The following is a 24,214-nucleotide window of genomic DNA, read 5'->3' as shown; positions in this document are numbered from 1 at the left end:
TCAAGCTTATTTGCGGCTGGCGATCATCGATTGACCGGTCATTTCCGCAGGTTGCGGAATGCCCATCAGGTCGAGAATCGTTGGAGCCACGTCAGCGAGGATGCCGGATTCACGCAATACGACGTTCTCGGAAGTCACGATGAACGGAACCGGGTTGGTTGTATGCGCCGTAAACGGACGGCCCTCTTCGTCAAATACCATATCGGCATTGCCGTGGTCGGCGATGATGATGGCTACGCCGCCTTTAGCGACAACCGCATCCACGACCTTGCCCACACATTCGTCCGTTACTTCAACGGCCTTGATCGTTGGCTCCAGCATGCCGGAGTGCCCAACCATATCAGGGTTTGCGAAGTTCAGGATGATGGCATCTTGTCTGTCCGCTTCAATTTCCGCTACGCAGGCCGCCGCCACTTCGTATGCGCTCATCTCAGGCTGGAGGTCATAGGTTGCCACTTTCGGGGAATTGATCAGAATGCGGGTTTCACCCGGCAGTTCCTGATCGCGTCCGCCGCTGAAGAAGAAGGTAACATGCGGATACTTTTCGGTTTCCGCGATGCGCAGCTGCTTCTTGTTGTGCTGAACCAACACTTCGCCCAGCGTGTTATCCAGGTTCTTCGGCGAGTAGGCCACGTAGCCTTGCACCGTTTCGCTGAATGTGGTCAAGCAGACGAAATGCAGGTTTTGCGGGAACAACGGACCACGGTCGAAACCGCGGAAATCGGAGTTCGTGAACACTTGGGACAACTGGATGGCACGGTCCGGACGGAAGTTGAGGAACACGACGGAATCGCCGCTTTCCACTTTCGTTACCGGGTTGCCTTCGCTGTCGACAATCACGCTTGGCTCCACGAATTCGTCATAAACCGAATTTTGGTAGGAAGCCGTGATCGCTTGCAGAGCATCGGTGTATTTCGGACCTTCGCCGTAAACCATGGCGCGGTAAGCTTTCTCTACGCGTTCCCAACGTTTGTCGCGGTCCATTGCGAAATAACGGCCGGACACGGTAGCGATGGTGCCTACGCCCACCTCTTCGATTTTGGCGATCAGATCTTGAATGAACTTTTGACCGCTGTCCGGCGGCACGTCACGGCCATCCATGAAGGCATGAATGTAAACTTCATGCATTTCTTCTTTTTTGGCCAGGTCGAGCATCGCGAACAAGTGTCTGATATGGCTATGTACCCCTCCGTCGGATACCAGCGCATACAGGTGAAGTTTTTTGCCGGTCGATTTTGCGTTTCTTACCGCAGCAACCAGCGTTTCATTGTCGAAGAATTCCCCGTCACGGATGGACTTGTCAATCCGGGTCAAGTCCTGATATACGATACGGCCTGCACCGATGTTCAGGTGACCGACTTCGGAGTTGCCCATTTGTCCTTCCGGAAGACCTACAGCTTCGCCGCTTGCGGTAAGCGTAGTGTTCGGGTATTGCTTCAGGTAACGATCATAGTTCGGCTTGTTGGCTTGGGCAACGGCATTGCCTTCATCGGTGTTGCGCAGTCCGAAGCCGTCCATGATGATCAGTGCTACAGGTTTTGGTGCAGACATCTTACTTCGCCCCCTCAACGAGTGCAACGAAGGAAGCAGGCTGCAGGCTTGCGCCGCCGACGAGCGCGCCGTCGATGTCGCTTTGGCCCATGTATTCGGTGACGTTCTCCGGTTTTACGCTGCCGCCGTATTGAATGCGGACCGCTTCTGCCGTAGGCGCGTCATACAGATCCTTCACAAGGGTGCGGATATAAGCAATTACTTCATTCGCATCTTGGGAAGTGGAGGATTTGCCAGTGCCGATCGCCCAGATTGGTTCATAAGCGATAACGACTTGTGCCGCTTGCTCAGCGCTCAGGCCGGCAAATGCCGCTTCGGTTTGCACTTTGCACACTTCTTTAGTTTGATCGGCTTCGCGCTCTTCGAGCTTTTCGCCGACGCATACGATCGGAGTCAAGCCATGGCGGAATGCCGCATGCATTTTTTTGTTGACGATTTCGTCGGTTTCGGCGAAATACGCACGACGTTCGGAGTGTCCGATGATGACATACTTCACGCCCAGGTCTTTCAGCATTACGCCGCTGATTTCTCCAGTGAATGCGCCGTTGTCTTCAAAATGCAGGTTTTGCGCGCCGATTTGGATGCTGGTGCCTTTTACCGCTTCTACCAGGGCCGGCAGGTTGGTGAACGGAGCGCAGATTACGGTTTCTACGCCTGCTACTTCCGCCTTGCCTTTAACGTCAGCGACAAAACTTTCAGCTTCCGGAACGGTTTTGAACATTTTCCAGTTGCCTGCGATGATTGGTGTTCTCATAACTCGGTATGGCCTCCTTCTTCGGTCTTACTTGTCGTTCAGTGCTACTACGCCAGGAAGCGCCTTGCCTTCCATGAACTCCAGGGACGCGCCGCCGCCTGTAGAGATGTGGTCCATCTCTTGAGCCAGCTGGAACTTCTCGGCAGCCGCAGCGGAGTCGCCGCCGCCAATAATGGTGTAACCTTCGGTTGTTGCGCAAGCTTGAGCAACCGCTTTGGTGCCTTCAGCGAAGACGTCGATTTCAAATACGCCCATTGGTCCGTTCCATACGACCAGCTTGGAGTTTTTGATGATGTCGGCGTAGATTTCGCGGGTTTTCGGACCGATGTCCAGACCTTCCCAACCTGCAGGAATTTCAGTTACATCTACGATTTTAGTGTTGGCATCTGCGCCGAATTTGTCGGCAACGAGAACGTCAACAGGAAGAACGAAGTTTTTGCCGAGCTTTTCAGCTTTGGCGATGAACTCAAGCGCAACATCCAGCTTCTCGTTATCAACCAGCGAGTTGCCGATTTCGTAGCCTTGGGCTTTGGTGAAGGTATAGGACAAGCCGCCGCCGATCAACACGTTGTCAGCCAGTGTCAACAAGTTGTCGATTACGTCAATTTTGTCCTTTACTTTGGAGCCGCCGATAATCGCAGTGAACGGACGCTCAGGGTTGGAGAGGGCTTTGCCAAGAACGCTCAGTTCTTTCTCCATCAGCAGACCGGATACAGCCGGCAGGAAATGCGCAATGCCTTCTGTCGAAGCATGGGCACGGTGAGCGGCGCCGAATGCGTCGTTTACGAACAGATCAGCCAGTTCTGCGAATTGCTTCGCCAGTTCCGGATCGTTCTTTTCTTCGCCTGGATAGAAACGCACGTTTTCAAGAACCAGCACGTCGCCGTCTTTCATTTCGGCGATTTGCGCTTTTACGGCTTCGCCGATGGCTTCGTCGGCTTTGGCTACCGGTTTACCGAGCAATTGGGACAGACGCTCAGCGGCAGGAGTCAGACGCATGGAATCAACGAATTGGCCTTTCGGGCGGCCCAGATGGCTCGCCAGAATCACTTTTGCACCGTTTTCGATCAGGTATTTGATCGTCGGCAGCGTTTCACGGATACGCGTGTCGTCGGTAATCTTGCCGTCTTCCAGCGGAACGTTGAAGTCCACGCGCACGAATACGCGTTTGCCTTGTACTTCTACATCACGGACGCTTTTTTTGTTCATGAATAGTTTCCTCCACACCCGATTGGGTTCCAATATGAATTCATTCAGAAAGAGCGGAAACAAGGAAATACTGTTTCCGCTCTATGGATGCCACTGCTATATGAATCGGTATTATTGAGCCAATTTAGCGAAGTGTTCGAGGGTACGAACGAGTTGTGCAGTGTAGGACATTTCATTGTCGTACCAAGCAACGGTTTTAACCAGTTGTTTGTCGCCGACAGTCAGCACTTTGGTTTGTGTTGCGTCGAACAGGGAACCGAAAGTGATGCCTTTAATGTCGGAGGATACGATTTCGTCTTCGGTGTAGCCGTAAGTTTCCGGATCGGAAGCGGCTTTCATTGCAGCGTTGACTTCGTCAGCAGTTACGTTCTTCTCGAGAACAGTAACCAGCTCAGTCAGGGAGCCTGTAGGTACAGGTACGCGTTGAGCTGCGCCGTCGAGTTTGCCTTTCAGCTCAGGAATAACCAGGCCGATCGCTTTAGCTGCGCCAGTAGTGTTAGGAATGATGTTCTCAGCAGCTGCACGAGCGCGTCTGAAGTCACCCTTCGCATGCGGAGCGTCCAAAGTGTTTTGGTCGCCAGTGTAAGCATGGATTGTAGTCATCAGGCCTTCAACGATGCCGAACTTGTCGTTCAGGACTTTCGCCATTGGAGCCAGGCAGTTGGTTGTGCAAGAAGCGCCGGAGATTACAGTTTCGGAACCATCAAGGATATCATGGTTTACGTTGTAAACAACGGTCTTCATGTCGCCAGTAGCTGGAGCGGAGATAACGACTTTTTTAGCGCCGCCTTTAAGGTGTTTTTCAGCAGCTTCTTTAGTTGTGAAGAAACCTGTGCATTCCAGAACGATGTCTACGCCCAGCTCGCCCCAAGGAAGTTCTTCAGGGTTGCGGTTAGCCAGAACTTTAACGTCTTTGCCGTTTACTTTGAAGAATCCGTCATGTACTTCAACTTCGCCTTCGAATTTACCTTGAGTTGTATCATATTTAAGCAAATGAGCAAGCATCTTAGCGTCGGTCAAGTCGTTGATTGCTACCACTTCGATACCTTCTACATTTTGGATTCTGCGGAATGCAAGGCGGCCGATACGTCCAAAACCGTTAATACCTACTTTTACACTCATTGAATAGTTCCTCCTAAATTTCATTTTATTTATTCAAGACAGGCGGTTAAGCTTGTCATGACAACAATGTTAGTATAATTCAAAATGGCGACAAATGCTTCCCGAATATTGGAAGTTACCCGATTAAACTTGCTGTTTCGTCAATTTCCTTACCGATGATGACGGCTGCCGCTTCGTCAGTAACCAGAATATCTTCCTGGCCGAAACGCAGCATGGCGTGAATGGCTTTGGCTTTGCGTCCGCCCCCGGCGATCCCAATCACGACTTCGGTGCGGAGAATGTCCTCCAGCCGCAGTCCCATCGTCAGCATGGTGTGAACCACTTTGCCTTCTTCATTAAAATAATAGCCGAAGGATTCAGCGACTGCGCCGTCTCCCTGAATATCCGCGGTTGTCAGTTCATCCAGCTTGCGTCGCCGCGTCATTTCCATCGCATCGCCGATGCCGTGCACGATAATCCTTGAGCTCCGGATCAGACGTACGATTTCGCCGATGTTGGAATCCAGTGCCAGCGACTGGTAAGCATCCTCGCTGAGCAGATCTGGCACATGCAGCAATCGGTAGTTGGCTCCGATTCGCTTAGCCATGGTGGACGCGATCGTGTTCGCCTGTATTTCCATGCTCTCTCCGAGTCCCCCGCGCGCCGGAACGATCCAGGCGTCTTTGTAGGAGGGAGAGATCGGCGGCGTAAGCTGGTCGGCCATTTCGGCAAGCGTTGTTCCGCCGGTAACCGCCACGGTATCGCCCTCGCGCATAACGCCGAGAAGCGCCCGCGCGCCCGCGCGGCCAAGCTCGCGCTTGGTGAACGCCGATGACTCGCAATCGCCGGGAACGACGATGACTTTGCTCAGACCATAAGCCGTACGAATTTTCTCTTCCAATTCGTCCAGCCCGAACAAGCTTTTGGCTACCGGTTCCAGCATATCAAGCAGCCCGCGTCCGGCGGGACTGATTCGCATGCCCACACTTTCAATCTCGATGAGGCCCTGCGATTTCAGAAGATCCGTCTCGGCGCGCAGCACCCGCTCTGTCATATCCAGCGAAGCGGCCAGCGTCCGCCGCCCGATAATATCGGACAACATAATTTGATGCAGTATCGTATACCGCCGCTTCAAGGTTTCCATGAGGTCGGGCAGAAGCTGCTTTTGAATCTCCAATAAATTACGCATGCTTTCACTCCTGCAACTTCTTGTTTCCCTATTCCCTTGTTCGTGGTCTTAAAATGTCCCGGGATAACTTTTTAAGTCCCAGCTATATTTTACCGAAATCTGACGCGTTGCGCAAGTCATCCGAATGTATAATTCTCAACCGGTTTTCAAGTTATACATTAGCACGGGCTTGTCTCCGCATTGTCAAAACAAATGCCTATTTTTGAATGCGATTCATTTATTGCATTTCTTGTGTAAGTGGTATATAATAATTTCTGTTGCGCCCGTGGTCCAATGGATATGACGTAGGCCTCCGAAGCCTGAGATCCAAGTTCGATTCTTGGCGGGCGCGCCACTTTCAGCAAAGCACCTACTTTATTTAACCAATCTATAAAACATGACCCGCAGGGACGGATTCTTCCGCCAACTCCTGCGGGTCTTTTTGTTGTTCGGCTCCAGTATATTGGCTGGTTTTCAGAAGGGTAGGCATACTAAATCATCTAGTCCATGCTACCTGGAAAAACTTTAAAAAATGAGTTTGACTTTCTTTGACTTTTTGTTTGAATAAGTTTATCATGTGGTTAATACGGTAACAGTAAAAATGAACCCATCTTCATTCACAATCCAAGGAGGTTTTCCACGTGAGTTATATTCCTATGGTAGTCGAACAAAGCAGCCGCGGCGAACGCGCCTATGACATCTATTCTCGCCTTCTGAAGGACCGCATTATTTTCCTCGGCACGGATGTCAATGATATTGTTGCCAACTCCATCATCGCTCAAATGCTCTTCCTGGCCGCTGAGGACCCGGAAAAAGATATCCATCTCTACATCAACAGCCCGGGCGGCTCCATCACAGCCGGCATGGCGATCTTCGATACGATGCAGTACATCAAACCGGATGTATCCACGATCTGCGTAGGCATGGCCGCGTCCATGGGAGCGTTCCTCCTGAATGCCGGCGCCAAGGGCAAACGCTTCGCGCTGCCAAACAGCGAAATCATGATTCACCAGCCGCTGGGCGGCGCCCAAGGGCAAGCGACGGATATCGAAATTCGCGCCCGCCGCATCCTGAAGCTGCGCGACAAGCTGAACCGCATTCTGGCTGAACGTACCGGCCAGCCGCTCGAACGCATTGAGAAAGATACCGACCGCGACTATTTCATGACCGCTGCCGAAGCTGCCGACTACGGCATCGTCGACAAAGTCATCGAGAAGACGCTGCCTACCGGCGTATAAACCGATACAACGCAAAAGGCCTGCTCTGACCTTAAAGGTTGGAGCAGGCTTTTTGTGTGTTTCATGAGGATGAAATTTATCCGAGATGGCCGTAACCCAGCCCGTTCAGCTTGGCAGCAATGACCTGATACCCCCGGCCATTCGGATGCAGGTGGTCGATGAACAGCAGCCCCCGCTCATTGCCGGCAAATTCCTGGTAGATTGAAGCGAAACCGCACACCATGCTGCTGTAGCCGGCAGCGTGCCGATTGAATGCTTTGACCCACTGCGTTGCTTCGGCAATCTGGGGGTACGGATTGTACAATCCAACAATGCGGATAATGTACGGCTTACGCAGTCCTGCCTTTAACTGGGCGACCGTACCCATAATATCGCCGAAATTGCGTTTGCAGTTCCGCAGCGCCTTCTCCAGCAGCGATGACAGCTCGCCGGCACCGTTTCCCGCCGCCTTGGCCGCCTTGATCAGATCGTTGCCGCCGATCGACAGCGTAACAATATCGGCATCACGAACGGCAAGCCGGTAGTTATAATCGTTCTTGAGCCGCTGCTCCAGGCCGTCCGTGGTGAGGCCATTGACGCCCAGGTTCGTCAGGTTGACCGACGTATGAAGCCGGCCTTCGGCCAGCCGTCGGTAGACCGGAACGAACCCGTTCCCCGGAAGCGCCCCGAACCCGGTAGTCAGGGAATCGCCAATCGCCGTATAATGATAGCTCATCCATATCCTCCTCCCGCTTGAAGCCGCTTCTTGTTACAGCTTATGTGCCGGAACCGCGGGACGCAACGGGGAGATGTCCGGGTCCGGCCTGGGACAATGGTCCAAAGAACGCAAAAACCCCTTTTGCATACCCGCTTAGCAGCGGGAGCAAAAGGGGTGGCATCTGCATCATCGACCCTTTATTTCAAGGAAGCAAACGGGCTTTGTCCGCCTGGCAACAGCTGCTTGAAGGTATAGGAGTACTGAGGGAAGCCTGCGGCATAAGCCGTGTATTCATATGGCTGGAAGAAGACCGTGACCTTGCCGTCCTGAAGGAAAAATTGTTTTTCCGTATTCAGACCGACAAATCCGCCAAGATACCCGCCGTTGGCTTTCAGATCCTTCGATAGCAGACTGTTCAGCGTCTTCTTATAGTTCGAATTGGCGCCGAACAGATCGCCCAGAAGGAGACGTTTGCCGTCTTTCAGCGAGAAGGTGAAGGCGTTCCAGACCGTATTGCCGTGCGCTCCGCCGGTATACCCGTAATCGCTGAGCACCAGACTCAGCACGCCGTCCTGATTGTATTTAATGATATAAGTCCCGTCGAACTCGTATGGATTATACTGCGGATCCATATTGGAAATTTCCGCCTCGGCGTTTGCCGCATAATTCATGATGGTCTGCTTGATCGTATTGTTGATCAACTTTTCCGCTTCGCTGTTGGCAAGTCCGCTGATTTGCGGATAATCCAGCTTGATCGGCGCCTTCGGGTAATCCTTGGCATACGTGGCTGTTGTAACCGTAAGGGCGTTTTGCGCTTTCTTCAACACGTTTACCCGTCCGGAGGCCGCGTCCCAATCGGCTTTATAGCCGAGATAATCGCTCAGAAGACCGACAGGCACATACAGCCGGTTGTTGTCCATCATGGCGTTATATTCCAGCAAAAAGAAATCGTTAACGGTAATCGAGATGTCATAAGGCGATACGATCAGTTTGGTTTTCATGTAGCCTTGCCCAAGCGTATACGTGGTATCGGCTTTGCTGTAGCTTAACGGCATACCCAGCGTATCCCGTAAAAAAGTAACCGGTACCCATACCTTGCCGTCCCGGTATACCCCCTGGCTGGACACGATTTTTCCGTTATATTTCAGCACAACGGTTTTTTGCGCCGGTGCCGGTGCCGCCGCTTTAGCCGCAGCCGCCTCAGTCGTGTGTGCCGCAACATTCACGCCTCCCAGCAAAATGCCTGCCGCCAGCATCGCTGTGCCCATCTTCCGCAGTTGTTTCTTGGTTGTCTTGTTCATCTTGTTTCTCCCTCCGTTGATGAAAGTCGTAGTCCCACTTGTTCCATTATAAAGAAAGCCCGGGCCGGGGTTGTTACAATATGCCTTACAGTTTCTTAAACAAATCTGCGCGGATTCTACCTTCCGGTTACATAAATGTAAAAAAGAAGACGCCGCCCCCAATCTGGGGCAAACGGCGTCTTGCTTGGGCTTAGCCTGATTATTTCAGTTCATACGTCACGTTCAATTGGGTAGTTACCGATACTTCGCCGGGCTGTACAGAGGTTCCGCCGGCCATGTCGGCTGCGGCTTTGGACGACATCGAGGCGGCTTCGGCGTAGAATACCGGATTGTTGCCGTCATCGTTTTGAATGACGGTAACCACTTGGCCTACGCTGCGTTTAGCGGCTTTGGCGATTGCGGCGGCTTTGGCGTCGGCGTTGGCCATTGCTTTTTCAATGACTTGAGCTTCGAAAGCCGAGGTATCCTCGATGGCAAATCTGGCGTTGCCGATGTTGTTCGCGCCTGCGGCCGAAGCGGCATCCAGCAGTTCACCGACTTTGGCCAAGTCGCGGTAGGCCACTTGCATCGTGTGCTGGGCGATGTAGCCTTTCACTTGCTGTCCGTCTTTCTCGGAGTAGGTATAGTTCGGTTGAACCGAGAATTGGGTGCTTTGGATATCCTTGTCGGCAATTTTCCAAGTGTTCTTGAACAGGGCTGTCAGCTTCGCAATTTTGCCCCCGTTGCTCTTTTGCGCTTCTTCCGCCGTTGCCGCCGTTGTGCTTACGCCGATGGACAGGTATACAATATCCGGTTTGATCGAAAGCTCGCCTTTACCGACGACGCTGACGATATTTTTCTGTACATCCTCAGCGTAAGCCTTTTCAGGACTTTGGAATGCGCCGCTCAACGCCAGGCCTCCGATCAGCAAACTTCCCGCCAGCAGCACAGCCCCCAGAGATTTACCCCATTTGTTCATGATTGATTATCCCCTTTCAAAGGTACAAAATGTTTGGTTGGTACCCTCTAGACGAACCGGCTTGGCAAAAGTTGCATATGTTTCGTCCGATGCAGATTATTTTTTCAGGGTTCAATCCAGAACCGCAAAATGACGTTGCCGTCCGGCTCAATGAACGGTTCTTCGGGAACGCCGCCGTTTGCCCGGATGGTCCGTTCCGACCCGGTATTCACGGCGTCGCAGACGACAAGCGCTTGCAGGATGCCCAGCGCCTTCGCCCGCCCAAGCGCGAGCTTCAGCATCAGCTTCGCATAGCCCTTCCGCCGGGCGGAAGGCACGATCCCGTAACCGATATGCCCGCCGCTGGTGCGCAGACGTTCCGTCAATTGATGGCGGATGTTGACCGCACCGACCACCTTCTCTTCGGGCGTTACCAGCCAGTATGTTGAACTGGCCACAAACCCGGCAGGGATGTTTACCCCTTCGGCATTATTCCGCAAAATCTGCAGCATCGCCGGAAAATCGGAGGGATCCATTTCAACGACCCAAGGCACGATATCTTCGCCGCTGGCAACCCACTCCTTATAAAAATCAAGATACTGCGCTTTCAGCCGTTCCGTCGGCTCGACCAAAATGGCCTGCTTGTCCATGCTCAGGTCCTCCCGAAGATAATAAAAAAAGCCCCGCAGGGCTTTATTTATAGCAAAAGTAAGGCTTTGCAAAATTATTGATTTTCCAGCTCTTCCTTGCTTACCAGATTCATCAAAGCGGTTACAGCCTGATCCGCATCGGCGCCGTCCGCGCTGATATGAATCTCCGTACCGGAACTGATCGCGAGGCTCATAATGCCCATGATGCTCTTGGCGTTAACTTTTTTATCGTCCTTTTCCACGAAAATCTCGGAAGAAAACTTATTGGCTTCCTGCACGAACAATGCGGCCGGGCGAGCGTGAAGCCCCGTTTTCAACCGTACGACTACCGGGTGCTTTGTCATGAAACGTTTACCCCCTAATTAAGATCTGCCCAAAAATCTCACATAATTTTATAACATTATATCATTTTAACGTCATCCACACTAGAATAATTTCAGCTGCCCCGCACCTTTTCCGCCAGCTCGTCGATTTTGCGCAGCCGGTGGTTCACGCCGGATTTGCTGACGTTTCCCTTCAGCATTTCGCCGACTTCCTTAAGATTGATTTCGGGATGGGCCAGCCGGATCTCGGCGACCTCGCGCAGCTTATCGGGAAGGCTCTCCAGCCCTACCTCGCGCTGCAGCAGCTTGATGTTCTCGATCTGGCGCACGGCGGCACCGATCGTCTTGTTCAAATTGGCGGTTTCACAGTTGACGATCCGGTTCACGGAATTACGCATATCGCGCATGATCCGCACATCCTCGAACTTAAAGAGCGCTTGATGCGCCCCGATCAGGCTCAAAAACTCGATGATTTTCTCGCCTTCCTTAATGTATAGGATGAAGCCTTTTTTCCGCTCTATGCAGCGGGCGTTCAGGTGAAATTCTCCAGCCAGCTCCACCAGCGCTTTGCAGTGCTCCTCATACATGGAAGCGATTTCCAAATGATAGGAGGAGCCTTCCGGATTGTTCACCGACCCGCCGGCCAGGAACGCTCCGCGCAGGTAAGCGCGTTTGCAGCAGTTTTTGGCGACGATTTCGTGATCAATGCCGTCGGTAAAAATAAAGCCCTCCGACACGATCCGCAGATCTTTCAAAATTTCCTGAACATGGCTCGGAATCCGGACGATGTAGACGTTATTTTTCTTCAAACGCATTTTTTTACGCACGAGCAGCTCGATATGGACCTGGTAATATTTCTTAAGCAAAGAATATACCCGTCTTGCAATCGCGGCGTTCTCCGTCGAAATGTCAAGAACCACCTTTTTGCTGGACAGCTGAACGGAACCGTTCATGCGGATCAGTGCGGACATTTCCGCTTTTTCGCAGCAGGGCTGGCTCTCCACCATCGTCAACTCTTTTTTGGTCAAGGCCGCAAAAGACAAGGGGCTCACCTCTTTCAGATTTCAAATCAGATTAATGACCTCTGGAGATCCAATCCTGGACCAGCTGGTAAATATGATGGCTGAGCTTGTCAGTATCATGACGCAGATAAGTTTTGAACAGCACCAGCTTGTCGGCAATGACCTTATAGCCGTTCTCGGCCAGGGCATCCTCGTCGAGCTGTACCGGGCGTGCGCCCTTCTCCGCGTATTTTACCTGAACCTGTTCCGGAATTTCTCCGTCGTTCACGATAACATAATCAAACAAATGAAGACCGATATGGTCATATACCGCCTGCAAGTGGTCGCTGACCGTGTAGTTGTCGGTTTCTCCCGGCTGGGTCATCACATTGCAGACAAAAATTTTGATCGCCTGAGACTCGACGACCGCCTCTGCCAGCTTAGGCACCAGCAAATTTGGCAAAATGCTCGTATACAGGCTGCCCGGACCGAGCAGGATGGCGTCGGCCTTGCGAATCGCTTCAAGCGCTTCCGGCAGCGGCTCGACATCGGCGGGCTCCAAAAACACCCGTTTGATCACGCCGCCGGCTTCGGGAATCTTTGATTCCCCGGTAATAATCGTGCCGTCGGCCATTTCCGCGTGCAGCACTACAGCGTCACCCGCTGCAGGGAGCACCCGGCCCCTTACCGCAAATACCCGGCTCAGCTCGCGGACCGCCGTTACGAAGTCGCCGGAAATGTCCGTAAGCGCCGCCAAAATCAGGTTGCCGAGGCTATGCCCCGCCAAGCCTTCTCCCGTGCTGAAGCGATAACGCATAATTTCCGCCATTAGCGGCTCCACGTCGGCCATCGCCGTCAACACGTTGCGGATATCGCCCGGAGGCGGCATCTGCAGCTCATTGCGAAGAATGCCGGAGCTGCCTCCGTCATCGGCCACCGTTACGATCGCCGTAATATCGAGCGGCTTTTCCTTCAAACCGCGCAGCATGACAGATAGCCCGGTACCGCCGCCCATGACGACGATACGCGGACGCTGTCTTTGTTCTTCCGCCACAAAAGTCCCCTTCTCTCGTTAATGCCGGTCGCGCTCGGAATCGCGGTGACTGACGGTTACCGCTTCGGTTTCGCTCACGCCCAGCATTTTGCCCAAGTATTCGGCGATGGCTACCGAACGGTGTTTGCCGCCCGTACAGCCGATCCCGATAATAATCTGAGCTTTGCCTTCCTTATGGTACTGCGGAATCAGGAACTGCAGCATATCGAGCAATTTAGCCAAAAAGGTCTGCGTCTCCGTCCACTTCATCACATAATCGTATACTTCGCTGTCCTGGCCGGTTTTGGGACGCAGTTGGTCCACATAATGCGGATTCGGCAAAAAGCGGACGTCAAAGACGAGGTCTGCATCAATCGGAATGCCGTACTTGAAGCCAAACGAAGTGATGTTGACGGAGAGCAGGCTTTTGCCCAAATGGGAGAAACGCGAAACGATTTTCTCTTTCAGCTGTGCCGGCTTCATGCTGCTCGTATCCAGGCAGAGCGTTGCCGAAGCCTTCAGGTCCTCCAGCATCTGCCGCTCCAGCTTGATGCCGTCCAGCGGCATGCCTTTCGGCGCCAGCGGATGGTGGCGGCGGCTTTCCTTGTAGCGCTGCACCAATACGGAATCGGTGGCATCGAGGAATAAAATTTCGCAGCCGATCGACGATTCGTTTTTGATATACGCCAACGATTCGGACAGCGCGGTAAAAAACTCGCGCCCCCGCAGGTCGATGACGAGCGCCACTTTGGAGATTTTTCCTTTGGACTGCTCGATCAGCTCGGCAAACTTGGGAATCAGCACCGGCGGCAGGTTATCAACGCAGAAAAAGCCGAGATCCTCCAAGCTTTGCACGGCGATCGTTTTACCCGCCCCCGACATCCCCGTAATAATGATCAGGGTGGCACCACCGGGCGGAGATTGCTCCAATTCGGTCACAAGGCGTCCCTCCCTAAATGTAGTATATGAATGATTCCGGTGGCTTAAGAACGCAAGAGCAGGCCCGCAGCTCCGATAATGCCGGCGTCGTTGCCCAGCTCGGCCGGAACGATGGTTACGCCGGTTTGCAGCGGAGCCGGTGTCAGCTTCGCGAAGACGCGGCGGATTTCGTCAAACAGAATATCGCCGGCTTTGGATACGCCGCCGCCTACGATAAAGGTTTCCGGATTCAGCACGGTTGCCACAGCAGCCATGGATTTGCCCAGGTAGAACGCCGCGCGGTTCACGATGCGGATCGCCACTTCGTCGCCGGCTTTCGCCGCATCGAAAACTTCCTTCGCGGCAATCTTCTCGACGAGCGCCAGGGACGTACGGTCTCCGCGCGCTACGGCGTCGTTCGCCATGCGGATGATGCCTGTTGCGGAAGATACGGTCTCCAGGCAGCCCATGTTGCCGCAGCCGCATTGGATGGCTTCAAGGTCAGGCACGACGGACATATGGCCCAGTTCTCCGGCCAGTCCGGCAAATCCTTGGTATACCTTTCCGTTTATAATAATACCGCCGCCCACGCCTGTGCCCAGGGTGTAGCAAACGCTGTTCTCCACGCCGCGTCCTGCGCCGCTCCATGCTTCGCCCAGAGCTGCCACATTGGCGTCGTTGTCTATTTTGACCGGCTTGCCCAGCCGTCCTTCCAGGATGGAACGAATCGGCACGTCTCTAAACCCTATGTTCGGCGCAAGGATGATGATGCCTTCACGAATGTTCGTAAATCCGGCCAAGCCCGCTCCCACACCAGCCAGCTGATCCCAGGAGTACGGCGAGTCCTCCACAATCTGGCGCACATACTTTTCGATGTTGTCGATGACGGCATCGACGCCGTCCGCCGTTCCGGTTGGTCCCTCGTAGGTATGCAGCAGCGTACCTTCGGCATTGCAAATCCCAACCTTGATTGTGGTTCCACCTAAATCCACGCCAACGTAGATATGTTCAGACATGTAACAAGCCACCTTTTTCTATGCTATAATTGTTAATCCTACGTACCCACTATAATAGAAGCATTCCCCGCGGTCAAGGAAAGGCTACATAGCCGGGCGTATCATACAAAAAGAAGCCCCTTGTCTTCCGGAGACAAGAGGCTTCCCGGCAATTCATGCCGTCACTATTCCGACAAAATGCGTTTTTGACCCTCAAGCGCGCGGATCGGCGCGATATTCTGGGTGAACTCCAGCGTGCCCATATAACGGCCTTCGGCATCGCGTACGGCGAAATAGCGGATATAGATGAATTTATCTTTGATGTTGATCCAGAAATCCTCGGCGTCCTTGCGGCCGGACTTGAAGTCCTCCAGCAGCTTCTCTACGACATGCACGCTTTGCGGCGGATGGCAGTTCTGCACAGTGCGGCCGATAACGGCTTTGGTGCGTGCGAAGATGCGTTCTTTGCCGTGCGAGAAATAGCGGACCACGTCGTTCTCGTCGATAAAGGTAATGTCCACCGGCAGGTGGTTCAGCACGGTCTCCAGCTGATGCAGCGACAGGATGCCGGTCTCGAAGCGGATAAAACCCTGCGGTGCTGCTTCGTCTTGCGGCGTTTCCGCCCCCGCCGGCTCCGGCGCGCGTTCCGGAATCCACTCCCGCTCCGGCGCGGCGAGGCAGAACCCGATCTCATCGCTTTCGCGGGCAATTTTGACCCACTCGTCCTCCGTCAGTTTATCCAAAGCCATCGGCAGCAGAATATTTTCTTCCTTAAAGATCATTTCATTGACTTCGCGGCTGACCTCCGCAAGCTTCTGTCCGATTTCCTCTTTATTGCCGTCATAGTGGGCCAGCGCATTTTTTACATCCTTGATCATTGCGCGGATGCCGTCGTCGACACCCCACATGACTTTGGTCGGACCGTAGATGCCGTACTTCTCCAGATAAGGGAACAGCAGATTTTCCTTGCGGCTATAATGCTTGTCGAGGTCGAGCAGCAGGCTCAAATCCTCCAGCAGCTTGAAAATGATTTCTTCGTTGTCGTTCTTCTGGAACTTGCTCGCATGCAGCTCCAGACGGAAGTTGACCAGCCGCTCGATTTCGCGATTCTCCAGCTTGAAGGTATGCACCGGATGTCCGGGTTGTTCTTCCGGTTTCGAGGACCGGTGAATCTGCTCGATCGAGCCTTTGAAGATAGCCGTATGCACGGAGCAGAGACGCTGCACTTCCTCCACCGGAATGCCTTCCTCCGTCATCAGCGAGTGCTCCATCGCCGAAATTTCCTCCACGGTTACATCGCCGACGGCTTCGGCAAAACGCGCCTTAACTTCTTCCACGCTTTTGCCGGCATGCAGCTCCTTGATAATTTCTTTCAGCATTTCCTGGCGGCGGGTCTGCTCTTGTGCGCCTGCTTCGCGGTTGTTGATCAGTTCACTCATTGTCGTTCGCTCCTTGTAGGTTGTTTTTGGGACTGCCGTCTATTCGGTAAGGTCGAAGCCATGCTGCAGAAAAGTCTGCTTAATGGCGCCGACGTCGATTTTTTTGAGTTTTGCGCCTTTGGACAATGTCATGAACCGGCCTGCGGTCTGCAGCATCCCCGGTTTGGCAATATCGCGGAAGCCCAGCTCGACCATAATGTCGGCGATCTCCGGATGCCGGCTGACCAAATCAAAGATGGATTCATCCATTCTCAGCACTTTGTGCTCCATCTTCCCATCCCCTTATTAATGAGAATCTTTCTCAAATACAGCCTAGCATAGGGAATAGGGCAGGATTGTGATTTTGCGCACTAATTGTGAAAAATAGCGCCGGTGACGCCAAAAAGCCGGAACCCCTGTCCGGGTTCCGGCTTTTTGCCGCTATTCCACGTATATCCAAGCGCGCCGCCTAAACGGCTTCCGCACGGTTATTTGTCCAGCGTTTCGCTCCAGTCATGCACCATGGCGCCTTCCAGAAACTTCTCGGCGTCCATGGCCGCCATGCAGCCGGTTCCCGCCGCTGAGATTGCCTGGCGGTAACGGGTATCCTGCACGTCCCCGCAGGCGAAGACGCCGGGAATGTTCGTCTCCGTCGTGCCTGGGCGCACGACGATGTAGCCGTTCGCGTCCGTCGTGACCTGTCCGCCGAGGAAGGCCGTGTTCGGCGTATGGCCGATGGCGACAAACACGCCGTCCGCCTCCACCAGCTCCTCCTGTCCGCTTTCGTTGTTGCGGACGAGCAGTCCCTTTACGCCGGTCTCCGAGACGGCGACCTCCAGCGGCGTGCGGTTCAGCGCCCACGCCACCTTGGCATTTTCGCGCGCCCGATCCTGCATGATCTTGGAGGCGCGCAGCTCGCTGCGGCGGTGCACCAGCGTGACGCTGGAGGCAAACCGCGTCAGGAAGCTTGCTTCCTCCATCGCGGAGTCGCCGCCGCCGATGACGATGATCTTTTTGCCGCGGAAGAAAAAGCCGTCGCAGGTCGCACAGGTGCTGACGCCGCGGCCGACATTCTCCTGTTCCCCGGGGATGCCCAAATATCGGGCCGAAGCTCCGGTAGAAATAATTACCGATTCGGCTTCCAGCACGCCTTGGCCGTCTACGGTAATTTTGAACGGGCGCTGCGAGAAATCGACCGTTTCCACCCAACCGTTACGGAACTCGGCGCCGAAGCGCTCCGCCTGCTTCCGCATGTTATCCATCAGGTCAGGACCAAGTATGCCTTCAGGAAAACCCGGGAAGTTCTCCACTTCCGTCGTCGTCGTCAATTGCCCGCCCGGCTGCAAACCCTCGATTACGAGCGGATTCAAATTGGCGCGCGCCAGGTAAATTGCAGCCGTCAGCCCCGCCGGGCCGGTACCGATGACAATCGTTTTGTACATCCAAGTAGCCTCCTTGCAATGGTAGGGTATGTGTAAGATCCGCCGCCCGGCTTCGCCGAAGCCTTACTGCGTTTCTGTGGACAATATAAGGATACAATAATATGCCCGATTTATACCTTTCGTCCCCTATGGGACCCATTAACCTTTACCCAAGCTGGCCGGCAATGACACCGCATTGGCAAGCGCGAGGGCAAACTCACAACGCCGGATGCTCTTCCGCGCCGCCGATCAGCCGCTGCAAATGCAGCAGCGACGATTCCTGCAGCGGCGCGTCCGGCTGCGTCTCCTGCTCCAGCGCTTCGCGCATGAGCTCGCGCAGCTCCTCGTCCTCGATCCAGCGCAGCGCTTCGCCGACCTGCGAACGGGTCGCGGCATCGCCGTAGCGCAGTGCCCAAAAGAACGATGCCCGCAGCAGCGGATTGTTTCGCACCTCCGCCGTAAAGGCGCCGGCATCATCCTTCCACCGCTTAAGCTGCTCCTGGAAAGGGAGCTGGTAGTTATAGCTCACCTGCGGCATCGGTTGGTGATCGGCTATCGCTTTCTGCAGCTGCGCCGCAAAAAAACGCGGTACAACCGAGCCGGGGTCCAGCCGCTCGGCCTGCCTCCAGCAGCGCAGCGCTTCCGCATACAGCCCGCTGTTGCTAGCCGCAGCCGCGCAGTAATGATACAGCACGGCGTCTCCCTCCACCGCTTCATCTTTCAGCAGGCGGCGGAAATGGGCGTACGCGGTACGATGGCCGCCGAGAATGCCCATGGTCGTTGCGATTTTGAATACATGCTCTCTATGGAACGGCACCGTCACTTCCAGCAGATGGAGCAAGGCGGGCAGCTGTTCGCGGTCCCCCTCGTATTGGAGGAAAATCGCCAAGTTGCAGAGCGCATGCAGATTGCCGGGATCCCGCTCCAGCACTTCCGCAATACATTCTTTGGCTTTCGTAAATCTTCCCATATAGAAGTAGGCCAATGCCAGATTATTGTGTGCAGCCAGAAAATCGGGAGTATTCTCCGTGATTTCTTCCAGCAGCTTTACCGCTTGCGTAAACTTGCCCTCCTCCAAAAGACTGCGGGCTTTGTCATGCTCCACCACGCCTTCCCGGCTGCGGATGCGTGCCAGCGGCGCCGGACGGTTCAGCTCGTATTGCAGCAGCTCCATTAGCTCTTCGGATTCGGCCATATATTCGCCCTTCGCATCTTCTTCGAGATACATCACGAGCTCGCGTTCGGCTTCTTCGTAGTTCTCCATATTGGCGTAATTATTGGCCATAAAGAAATGGCACTCCGTCATCTGGGGATCAATGGTCTCGAGCACATGCCGCAAAATCCCGTTCGAGCCTTCATAATCACCCATCTCCGATAATATCCCCGCCATATTGCAATGGTTCACGGGATTCTCCGGTTCATATTCAACGGCCTTGCGAAAATTTTTGAGCGCCTTTTCATATTGGAAGCGGTCCAGCGACCGTACGGCTCTTTCAAAGAAAAAATTGGCGTCCAGAGTGACCGGAATGACGTTGCCGACAGTCCCGTCCGTCTCTGAAGTTCGTTCAATCATGGAAGCGAGGCACCTCCTTTGTTTCAGCTTCCTAACGCTACGGCGAAAAATAAAAGGGCCTTACCGGACAAACGTACGGGCCCCTATTGTCACGCCTTCTATCTGGTTGGGTCATGCTGCCTAAGCATCTTCACCCAGTATACCACAGGTTGCAGGGGGGTTCTCAAGGTTTGCGGCAAACATTGGAGAGGAAATTGCAAGCAAAAAAGCCCCACAATGCGGGGCTTTGGCTGCAAAGCTATGAAAACAGACCTGCGGCTTTTATAGATCCGTATGCCGGAACAGCTTATCGATCGAGCCGCCTTCGATAATGATCCGCGTCGCTTCGGCAAGAATCGGTCCGACCGACAATACCGTGAACCGGCTGGAATGGTCATCCGGCAGCGCAATCGTATCGGTGATGACCACCTCGTCGATATTGGGATGCTCCATCCGGCTGAGCGCATCCGCCGAGAATAAGCCGTGGGTCGCGCAAATGATGCTGTTCTTCGCGCCCCGCTCCTTGAGGCCCTCCACCACGTTGACAATTGTGGTTCCGGTATCGATCAGGTCCTCGATGATGACCGGCGTCCGTCCGGCGACATCGCCGATCACATGCGTAATGACCGATTCGTTATGCGCCGGGCGCTTCTTGATCATGATCGCGAACGGCGAATCCAGGCGGCTGGCCAGCTTCTCGGCCATGGAGGCCCGGCCGGCATCCGGCGAGACGACTACCGGATCGGCGATATTTTTCGATTTCAGGTAGCTGCTGATCAAATCCAGTGCGGTGACATGGTCCACCGGAATATTGAAAAAGCCTTGGATGGCGGCTGCATGCAGGTCGACGGTAATGACACGCGTGGCTCCCGCGGTGGTCAGCACATCCGCAACCATTTTGGCCGAAATCGGCTCACGCGGAGCGGACTTGCGTTCCTGACGGGCATATCCGTAATACGGCACGATAATGTTAACGGTTCTTGCCGAAGCGCGTTTGGCTGCATCGATCATCACCAGCAACTCCACGAACAGCTCGTTGATCGGATGGGCCAGCGACTGCACCAGGAACACGTCACAGTTGCGGATGCTCTCTTCGTAATGCACATAGATTTCACCGCTTTTAAAACGGGTCAGCTTGATCAGTCCCAGCGGCGCGCCGAGCCGCTCAGCAATATCGGCAGCCAGCTTCGGATTCGAGGAGCCTGAAAAAATTCGCAATTGGTGACGCATAATACCCTCCCGGTATTTGATATTAAGGTTGAAACGGAATCATTCGGCGTTGCCTTCCGTCAAACACGGCCAGCTCGCGGAAGCCCAGTTGATGCAACTGTCCGCGTGCGATATCCAGTCCTTCGCCCAGCTTCCGGGGATCATGGGCATCCGACCCGAGCGTCAGCGGAATCCCCAGCGCAAGCGCTTCCCGCAAAATGTGCTCTGCAGGGAACATCTCGGCGCAAGGCTTGGTCAGCCCGGAAGCGTTCAGCTCCATGGCTATGCCGCTTTGCGCGATGATCTGAAGCGTCTCCCGTTCCAGCTTCCGGACCTCGGCGTGGCCTTCCGGTGTTTGCGGACCATAACCAAACCGTTTGATCACGTCCATATGTCCTATAATATCATAGATTCCCGATTGTGCGGACTTCCTTACGGCATCGTAATAACGGCGATAGACCTCAAGCGGGTCCTGCCCTTCCCAACCGTGGACCTGCCGGAAGTCGGTAATGTCCCACTCCCCGAGAAAGTGAACGGAACCGATCAGGTAATCCCAGGGATACGGGGCCAGCAGCTCGCGGATTTGTTCCTCGTAGCCTTCGATATAATCAGCTTCCAGCCCCACTTTGAGGTCGATTACACCGCGGTAGCGTTCCTTCAAGGTAAGGCATTCTTCCACGTAATGCGGAAGCTCGGACAGCGGCATCGCCATCTCGGGATAATAGCTGTCCGGATCGACATGGATCAGCGGCAGATGGTCGGACAACCCAAGCTGGTCCAGTCCGAGCGCTATACCGCGCTGGACGTATTCCTCCAGCTTGCCTACCGCATGTCCGCAGCGTTCGTGGTGAGTATGGTAGTCGATGCGCATGCCGTCTTCCTCCTTTCTAATCACGGCGCGGACGTTCGTGGCGGGCACTCAGCTCCGCCATGATTTCGTCCAGCGGCAGCTTGCGCTCCTGCAGCAGTACGAGCAGGTGATAGATCAGATCACTGACTTCGAGCCGCAGCTCGGCGTTGTCTTTATTTTTGGCGGCGATGATCGTTTCCGAGGCTTCTTCGCCCACCTTTTTCAAAATTTTATCGACGCCTTTATCAAACAGATAGGTAGTATAAGCGCCTTCCGGACGTTCGGTTTCACGCTCGGCGATGACGCGCTCCAGCTCGGCCAATACGGCAAACCGTCCTTCGCCCGCTGCCGGTGATACAGCCTGAACAGGCGCAGCCGGCCGCTCCAGCGGAATCTCCCGGTAGAAGCACGAGGTCTCGCCGGTGTGGCAGGCCGGCCCCTCTGGAACTACCTTCAACAGCAGTGTGTCATTGTCGCAATCGTAATGAATCGAGGCGATCGCCTGCGTATTCCCTGACGTTGCGCCTTTGTTCCACAACTCGCCGCGCGAGCGGCTCCAGAACCAGGTCTGCCCGCTCTCCAGCGACAGGCGCAGCGACTCCTCGTTCATATAGGCCACCATCAGTACTTCCAGCGTGCTTGCGTCCTGCACAACGGCAGGGACCAGGCCGGCTTCATTCCAGCGGATGCCTGCAATCCATTCCTGTTGACTCATCGGATTTCTACCCCTCTTTGCTTGAGATCGGCCTTAAGATCATGAATGGCAATCTCTTTATAGTGAAAAATCGTCGCGGCCAGGCCGGCATCGGCTTTGCCTTCCGTAAATACATCATAGAAATGCTCAATCTTCCCGGCGCCGCCGGAGGCGATCACGGGAATGCTCAGCAGATCGCTGACCGCAGCGGTCAGCTTCAGGTCAAAGCCGTCCTTCGTTCCGTCGGCATCCATGCTTGTCAGCAGAATTTCGCCGGCGCCCAGTTTTTCCGCTTCTTTGGCCCAAGCCAGCGCCCGGATACCGGACGGTTGCCGTCCGCCGTGCGTATACACTTCCCATTCGCCCCAGGCTTCATTGTATTTGGCGTCGATCGCCACCACAATGCACTGGGAGCCGAAGCGCTTAGCGCCTTCAAGGATCAGCTGCGGATTCTTGACCGCCGCGGTGTTGATGCCGATTTTGTCAGCGCCGGCGCGCAAAATCACCTTCATGTCCTCCGGCGTCGAAATGCCGCCGCCGACGGTAAACGGGATGGCGATTTCGCCGGCGGTCTGCCGCACCACTTCCACCATCGTAGCCCTGCCTTCCACCGAAGCAGAGATATCGAGGAAGACGAGTTCATCCGCGCCCTCGCGGTCATACAGCGCCGCCAGCTCCACCGGATCTCCGGCATCGCGCAGGTTGACGAAGTTGACGCCTTTCACGACCCGGCCGTCCTTCACGTCCAGGCAAGGAATAATGCGTTTGGCTAACATCGCGTTTCCCCCTGTCTACTTCCGGCCCAGCGCCAGAAGCGCTTCGGGCAGCGTAATATTTCCGGTATACAGCGCTTTGCCGACAATGGCGCCGCCGATGCCGCTGGCATGATGTGCACTCAAGCGCAGCAGATCGTCCAGGCTCGTCACACCGCCGGAGGCGATCACGGTTTTGCCGCATGCCGCCGCCATCGCCACGATGCCGTCCACATTGGGTCCCTGCATCATGCCGTCGCGGGAAATATCGGTATAGATAAATGTCTCCGCCCCTTTGGACGCAAGCTCCACCGCCAGATCCTCGGCCCGCACCTCCGAGGTGCTCAGCCAGCCGTGCGTCGCTACATACCCGCCGCGTGCATCGATGCCGATGGCCACTTTATCGCCGTATTTCGCCAGCACTTCTTCCGTAAAAGCACGGTCATTAATCGCCGCCGTGCCGATAATGACCCGGCTGACGCCCAGTCCGAGCAGCTTCTCCACATCGGCCAGCGTCCGTAGGCCGCCGCCGACCTGAACCGGCACCTGCACGCTGCCGGCAATTGCTTTAATGATCTCATCGTTTACCGGATGGCCCGCTTTGGCACCGTCCAGGTCCACCAGATGGATATATTGCCCGCCCTGCGCCTCCCAGGCCTTGGCTACCTCCAGCGGACTGTCGTTATAGATCGTTTCCTGGTTGTAATCGCCCTGCTGCAATCTGACGCATTTGCCATCCCGGATATCAATGGCCGGATAGACGATAAATGAAGACATAGCGCTCCCCCTGCTTTCGTGACAATATCGTTAATGCGGGTCTACGCCCGCTCTCCCTTTAGCTTCAAAAAGTTACCGAGCAGCTTGATGCCGAGCTCTCCGCTTTTCTCCGGATGAAACTGCATGCCGAAGACATTGCCGCGTCCGACCACGGCAGTGACCGGATGCCCGTAATCCGTGACCGCCAGCAAATCGCTGTCTTTCTCCATCAGAGCGTGGAAGGAATGCACGAAATACACGTGGCCTTCCTCAAGTCCTTCAAGCAGCGGATTGCGCGGCTGCAGGAACTCCAGCCGATTCCAGCCCATATGCGGCACCTTGTACCCTTCGCGCGGAGCAAAACGCACCACGGATCCGGGCAGCAGGCTTAAGCCTTCGTGCTGTCCGTGCTCCTCGCTGCCGCTGAATAGCAGCTGCATGCCAAGGCAGATGCCCAGCACGGGAAGCCCCGCCGCTGCCGCCTCCTTTACCACTGCGTCCAAGCCTGTGTCCCGCAGATGCTCCATCGCATCGCCGAACGCGCCGACGCCCGGCAGGATGACGCTGTCCGCGGCCATGATCTCAGCCGGATCGCCCGTCACCAGGCTCGCGTAGCCGAGACGCTCCACCGCTTTGCTGACGCTGTGCAGGTTGCCCATGCCGTAATCGACGATGGCTACGGTCAT

At 54.8% G+C, this 24,214-nt stretch carries 25 protein-coding genes and 1 tRNA gene; 2 read left to right on the top strand and 24 right to left on the bottom strand.

The features are described 5' to 3' along the window. Positions 1-6: 6 nt before the first annotated feature. From gpmI to BMW84_RS19505, 5 genes are all read right to left on the bottom strand, one after another. Positions 7-1,551 (bottom strand): 2,3-bisphosphoglycerate-independent phosphoglycerate mutase, encoded by a 1,545-nt coding sequence (gpmI, locus tag BMW84_RS19525; protein WP_091071274.1) that lies wholly within the window; start codon positions 1,549-1,551, stop codon positions 7-9. A 1-nt stretch (position 1,552) separates the two neighbouring features. Then, positions 1,553-2,305 carry a triose-phosphate isomerase gene (tpiA, locus tag BMW84_RS19520; RefSeq protein WP_091071273.1) on the bottom strand — a complete coding sequence of 251 codons (753 nt, stop codon included), beginning with the start codon at positions 2,303-2,305 and terminating at the stop codon, positions 1,553-1,555. A 27-nt stretch (positions 2,306-2,332) separates the two neighbouring features. Further along, positions 2,333-3,514, bottom strand: a complete 1,182-nt coding sequence (pgk, locus tag BMW84_RS19515; protein ID WP_091071271.1) for a phosphoglycerate kinase — start codon at positions 3,512-3,514, stop codon at positions 2,333-2,335. Positions 3,515-3,625: 111 nt separating this feature from the next. Beyond that, positions 3,626-4,636 (bottom strand): type I glyceraldehyde-3-phosphate dehydrogenase, encoded by a 1,011-nt coding sequence (gene gap / locus BMW84_RS19510; RefSeq protein WP_091071270.1) that lies wholly within the window; start codon positions 4,634-4,636, stop codon positions 3,626-3,628. Between the two features lie 115 nt (positions 4,637-4,751). Next, on the bottom strand, positions 4,752-5,804 hold the full coding sequence (locus tag BMW84_RS19505; protein WP_091071268.1) for a sugar-binding transcriptional regulator: 1,053 nt from the start codon (positions 5,802-5,804) through the stop codon (positions 4,752-4,754). Positions 5,805-6,063: 259 nt separating this feature from the next. On the opposite strand from BMW84_RS19505, the gene BMW84_RS19500 reads away from it, so the two are divergent. Together BMW84_RS19500 and clpP are read left to right on the top strand one after the other, a co-directional pair. Next, a tRNA-Arg gene (locus BMW84_RS19500) sits at positions 6,064-6,138 on the top strand. 286 nt (positions 6,139-6,424) lie between these two features. Continuing rightward, on the top strand, positions 6,425-7,021 hold the full coding sequence (gene clpP, locus BMW84_RS19495; RefSeq protein ID WP_091071267.1) for an ATP-dependent Clp endopeptidase proteolytic subunit ClpP: 597 nt from the start codon (positions 6,425-6,427) through the stop codon (positions 7,019-7,021). Positions 7,022-7,097: 76 nt separating this feature from the next. Here the strand turns inward: clpP and BMW84_RS19490 are convergent, their stop codons facing one another. The 19 genes from BMW84_RS19490 to hisH form a co-directional block, all read right to left on the bottom strand. Then, the gene (locus BMW84_RS19490; protein WP_091071265.1) at positions 7,098-7,736 is read right to left on the bottom strand and encodes a GDSL-type esterase/lipase family protein; all 639 of its coding nucleotides are present in this window, start codon (positions 7,734-7,736) and stop codon (positions 7,098-7,100) included. Positions 7,737-7,915: 179 nt separating this feature from the next. Further along, the gene (locus tag BMW84_RS19485) at positions 7,916-9,019 is read right to left on the bottom strand and encodes a PdaC/SigV domain-containing protein (protein ID WP_091071263.1); all 1,104 of its coding nucleotides are present in this window, start codon (positions 9,017-9,019) and stop codon (positions 7,916-7,918) included. Between the two features lie 199 nt (positions 9,020-9,218). Beyond that, positions 9,219-9,977, bottom strand: a complete 759-nt coding sequence (locus BMW84_RS19480) for an SIMPL domain-containing protein (protein ID WP_091071262.1) — start codon at positions 9,975-9,977, stop codon at positions 9,219-9,221. Between the two features lie 104 nt (positions 9,978-10,081). After that, positions 10,082-10,606 (bottom strand): GNAT family N-acetyltransferase, encoded by a 525-nt coding sequence (locus BMW84_RS19475; RefSeq protein WP_091071260.1) that lies wholly within the window; start codon positions 10,604-10,606, stop codon positions 10,082-10,084. A 74-nt stretch (positions 10,607-10,680) separates the two neighbouring features. Next, positions 10,681-10,950 (bottom strand): HPr family phosphocarrier protein, encoded by a 270-nt coding sequence (locus BMW84_RS19470; RefSeq protein WP_091071258.1) that lies wholly within the window; start codon positions 10,948-10,950, stop codon positions 10,681-10,683. 92 nt (positions 10,951-11,042) lie between these two features. Then, positions 11,043-11,972 (bottom strand): DNA-binding protein WhiA, encoded by a 930-nt coding sequence (gene whiA, locus BMW84_RS19465; protein WP_091071256.1) that lies wholly within the window; start codon positions 11,970-11,972, stop codon positions 11,043-11,045. A gap of 31 nt (positions 11,973-12,003) precedes the next feature. Then, positions 12,004-12,945, bottom strand: coding sequence for a gluconeogenesis factor YvcK family protein (gene yvcK / locus BMW84_RS19460; protein WP_175498938.1), 942 nt, complete (start codon positions 12,943-12,945; stop codon positions 12,004-12,006). Between the two features lie 57 nt (positions 12,946-13,002). Continuing rightward, a complete protein-coding gene (gene rapZ, locus BMW84_RS19455) occupies positions 13,003-13,902 on the bottom strand; it encodes an RNase adapter RapZ (protein WP_091071253.1) in 900 nt (299 codons plus the stop codon). Positions 13,903-13,946: 44 nt separating this feature from the next. Next, positions 13,947-14,897, bottom strand: coding sequence for an ROK family glucokinase (locus BMW84_RS19450; RefSeq protein ID WP_091071251.1), 951 nt, complete (start codon positions 14,895-14,897; stop codon positions 13,947-13,949). Positions 14,898-15,061: 164 nt separating this feature from the next. Further along, complete coding sequence (locus BMW84_RS19445) at positions 15,062-16,315, bottom strand: DUF438 domain-containing protein (RefSeq protein ID WP_091071249.1); 1,254 nt, start codon at positions 16,313-16,315, stop codon at positions 15,062-15,064. 39 nt (positions 16,316-16,354) lie between these two features. Then, positions 16,355-16,585, bottom strand: coding sequence for a DUF1858 domain-containing protein (locus BMW84_RS19440; RefSeq protein WP_091071246.1), 231 nt, complete (start codon positions 16,583-16,585; stop codon positions 16,355-16,357). A gap of 197 nt (positions 16,586-16,782) precedes the next feature. Further along, entirely contained in the window at positions 16,783-17,736 is a 954-nt protein-coding gene (gene trxB / locus BMW84_RS19435; RefSeq protein ID WP_091071244.1) for a thioredoxin-disulfide reductase, read from the bottom strand. Between the two features lie 196 nt (positions 17,737-17,932). Then, positions 17,933-19,288, bottom strand: coding sequence for a tetratricopeptide repeat protein (locus BMW84_RS19430; RefSeq protein WP_368086732.1), 1,356 nt, complete (start codon positions 19,286-19,288; stop codon positions 17,933-17,935). A gap of 261 nt (positions 19,289-19,549) precedes the next feature. Next, positions 19,550-20,497, bottom strand: coding sequence for a ribose-phosphate diphosphokinase (locus BMW84_RS19425; protein WP_091071242.1), 948 nt, complete (start codon positions 20,495-20,497; stop codon positions 19,550-19,552). A gap of 22 nt (positions 20,498-20,519) precedes the next feature. Further along, positions 20,520-21,347, bottom strand: a complete 828-nt coding sequence (gene hisJ / locus BMW84_RS19420; protein ID WP_091071241.1) for a histidinol-phosphatase HisJ — start codon at positions 21,345-21,347, stop codon at positions 20,520-20,522. A gap of 16 nt (positions 21,348-21,363) precedes the next feature. Further along, the gene (gene hisIE, locus BMW84_RS19415; protein WP_091071239.1) at positions 21,364-22,041 is read right to left on the bottom strand and encodes a bifunctional phosphoribosyl-AMP cyclohydrolase/phosphoribosyl-ATP diphosphatase HisIE; all 678 of its coding nucleotides are present in this window, start codon (positions 22,039-22,041) and stop codon (positions 21,364-21,366) included. Next, entirely contained in the window at positions 22,038-22,796 is a 759-nt protein-coding gene (gene hisF, locus BMW84_RS19410) for an imidazole glycerol phosphate synthase subunit HisF (RefSeq protein WP_091071237.1), read from the bottom strand. The genes hisIE and hisF overlap by 4 nt, the downstream gene beginning before the upstream one ends. Positions 22,797-22,811: 15 nt before the next feature. Beyond that, a complete protein-coding gene (hisA, locus tag BMW84_RS19405; protein WP_091071235.1) occupies positions 22,812-23,549 on the bottom strand; it encodes a 1-(5-phosphoribosyl)-5-[(5-phosphoribosylamino)methylideneamino]imidazole-4-carboxamide isomerase in 738 nt (245 codons plus the stop codon). A gap of 41 nt (positions 23,550-23,590) precedes the next feature. Beyond that, positions 23,591-24,214 (bottom strand): imidazole glycerol phosphate synthase subunit HisH, encoded by a 624-nt coding sequence (gene hisH, locus BMW84_RS19400; RefSeq protein ID WP_091071233.1) that lies wholly within the window; start codon positions 24,212-24,214, stop codon positions 23,591-23,593.

The sequence above is a fragment of the Paenibacillus sp. NFR01 genome (genome assembly GCF_900111565.1).
Classification (GTDB): Bacteria; Bacillota; Bacilli; order Paenibacillales; family Paenibacillaceae; genus Paenibacillus_AQ.
The sequence above is the reverse complement of the archived record's forward strand: the minus strand, read 5'-3'. Positions and strand labels throughout refer to the sequence as shown.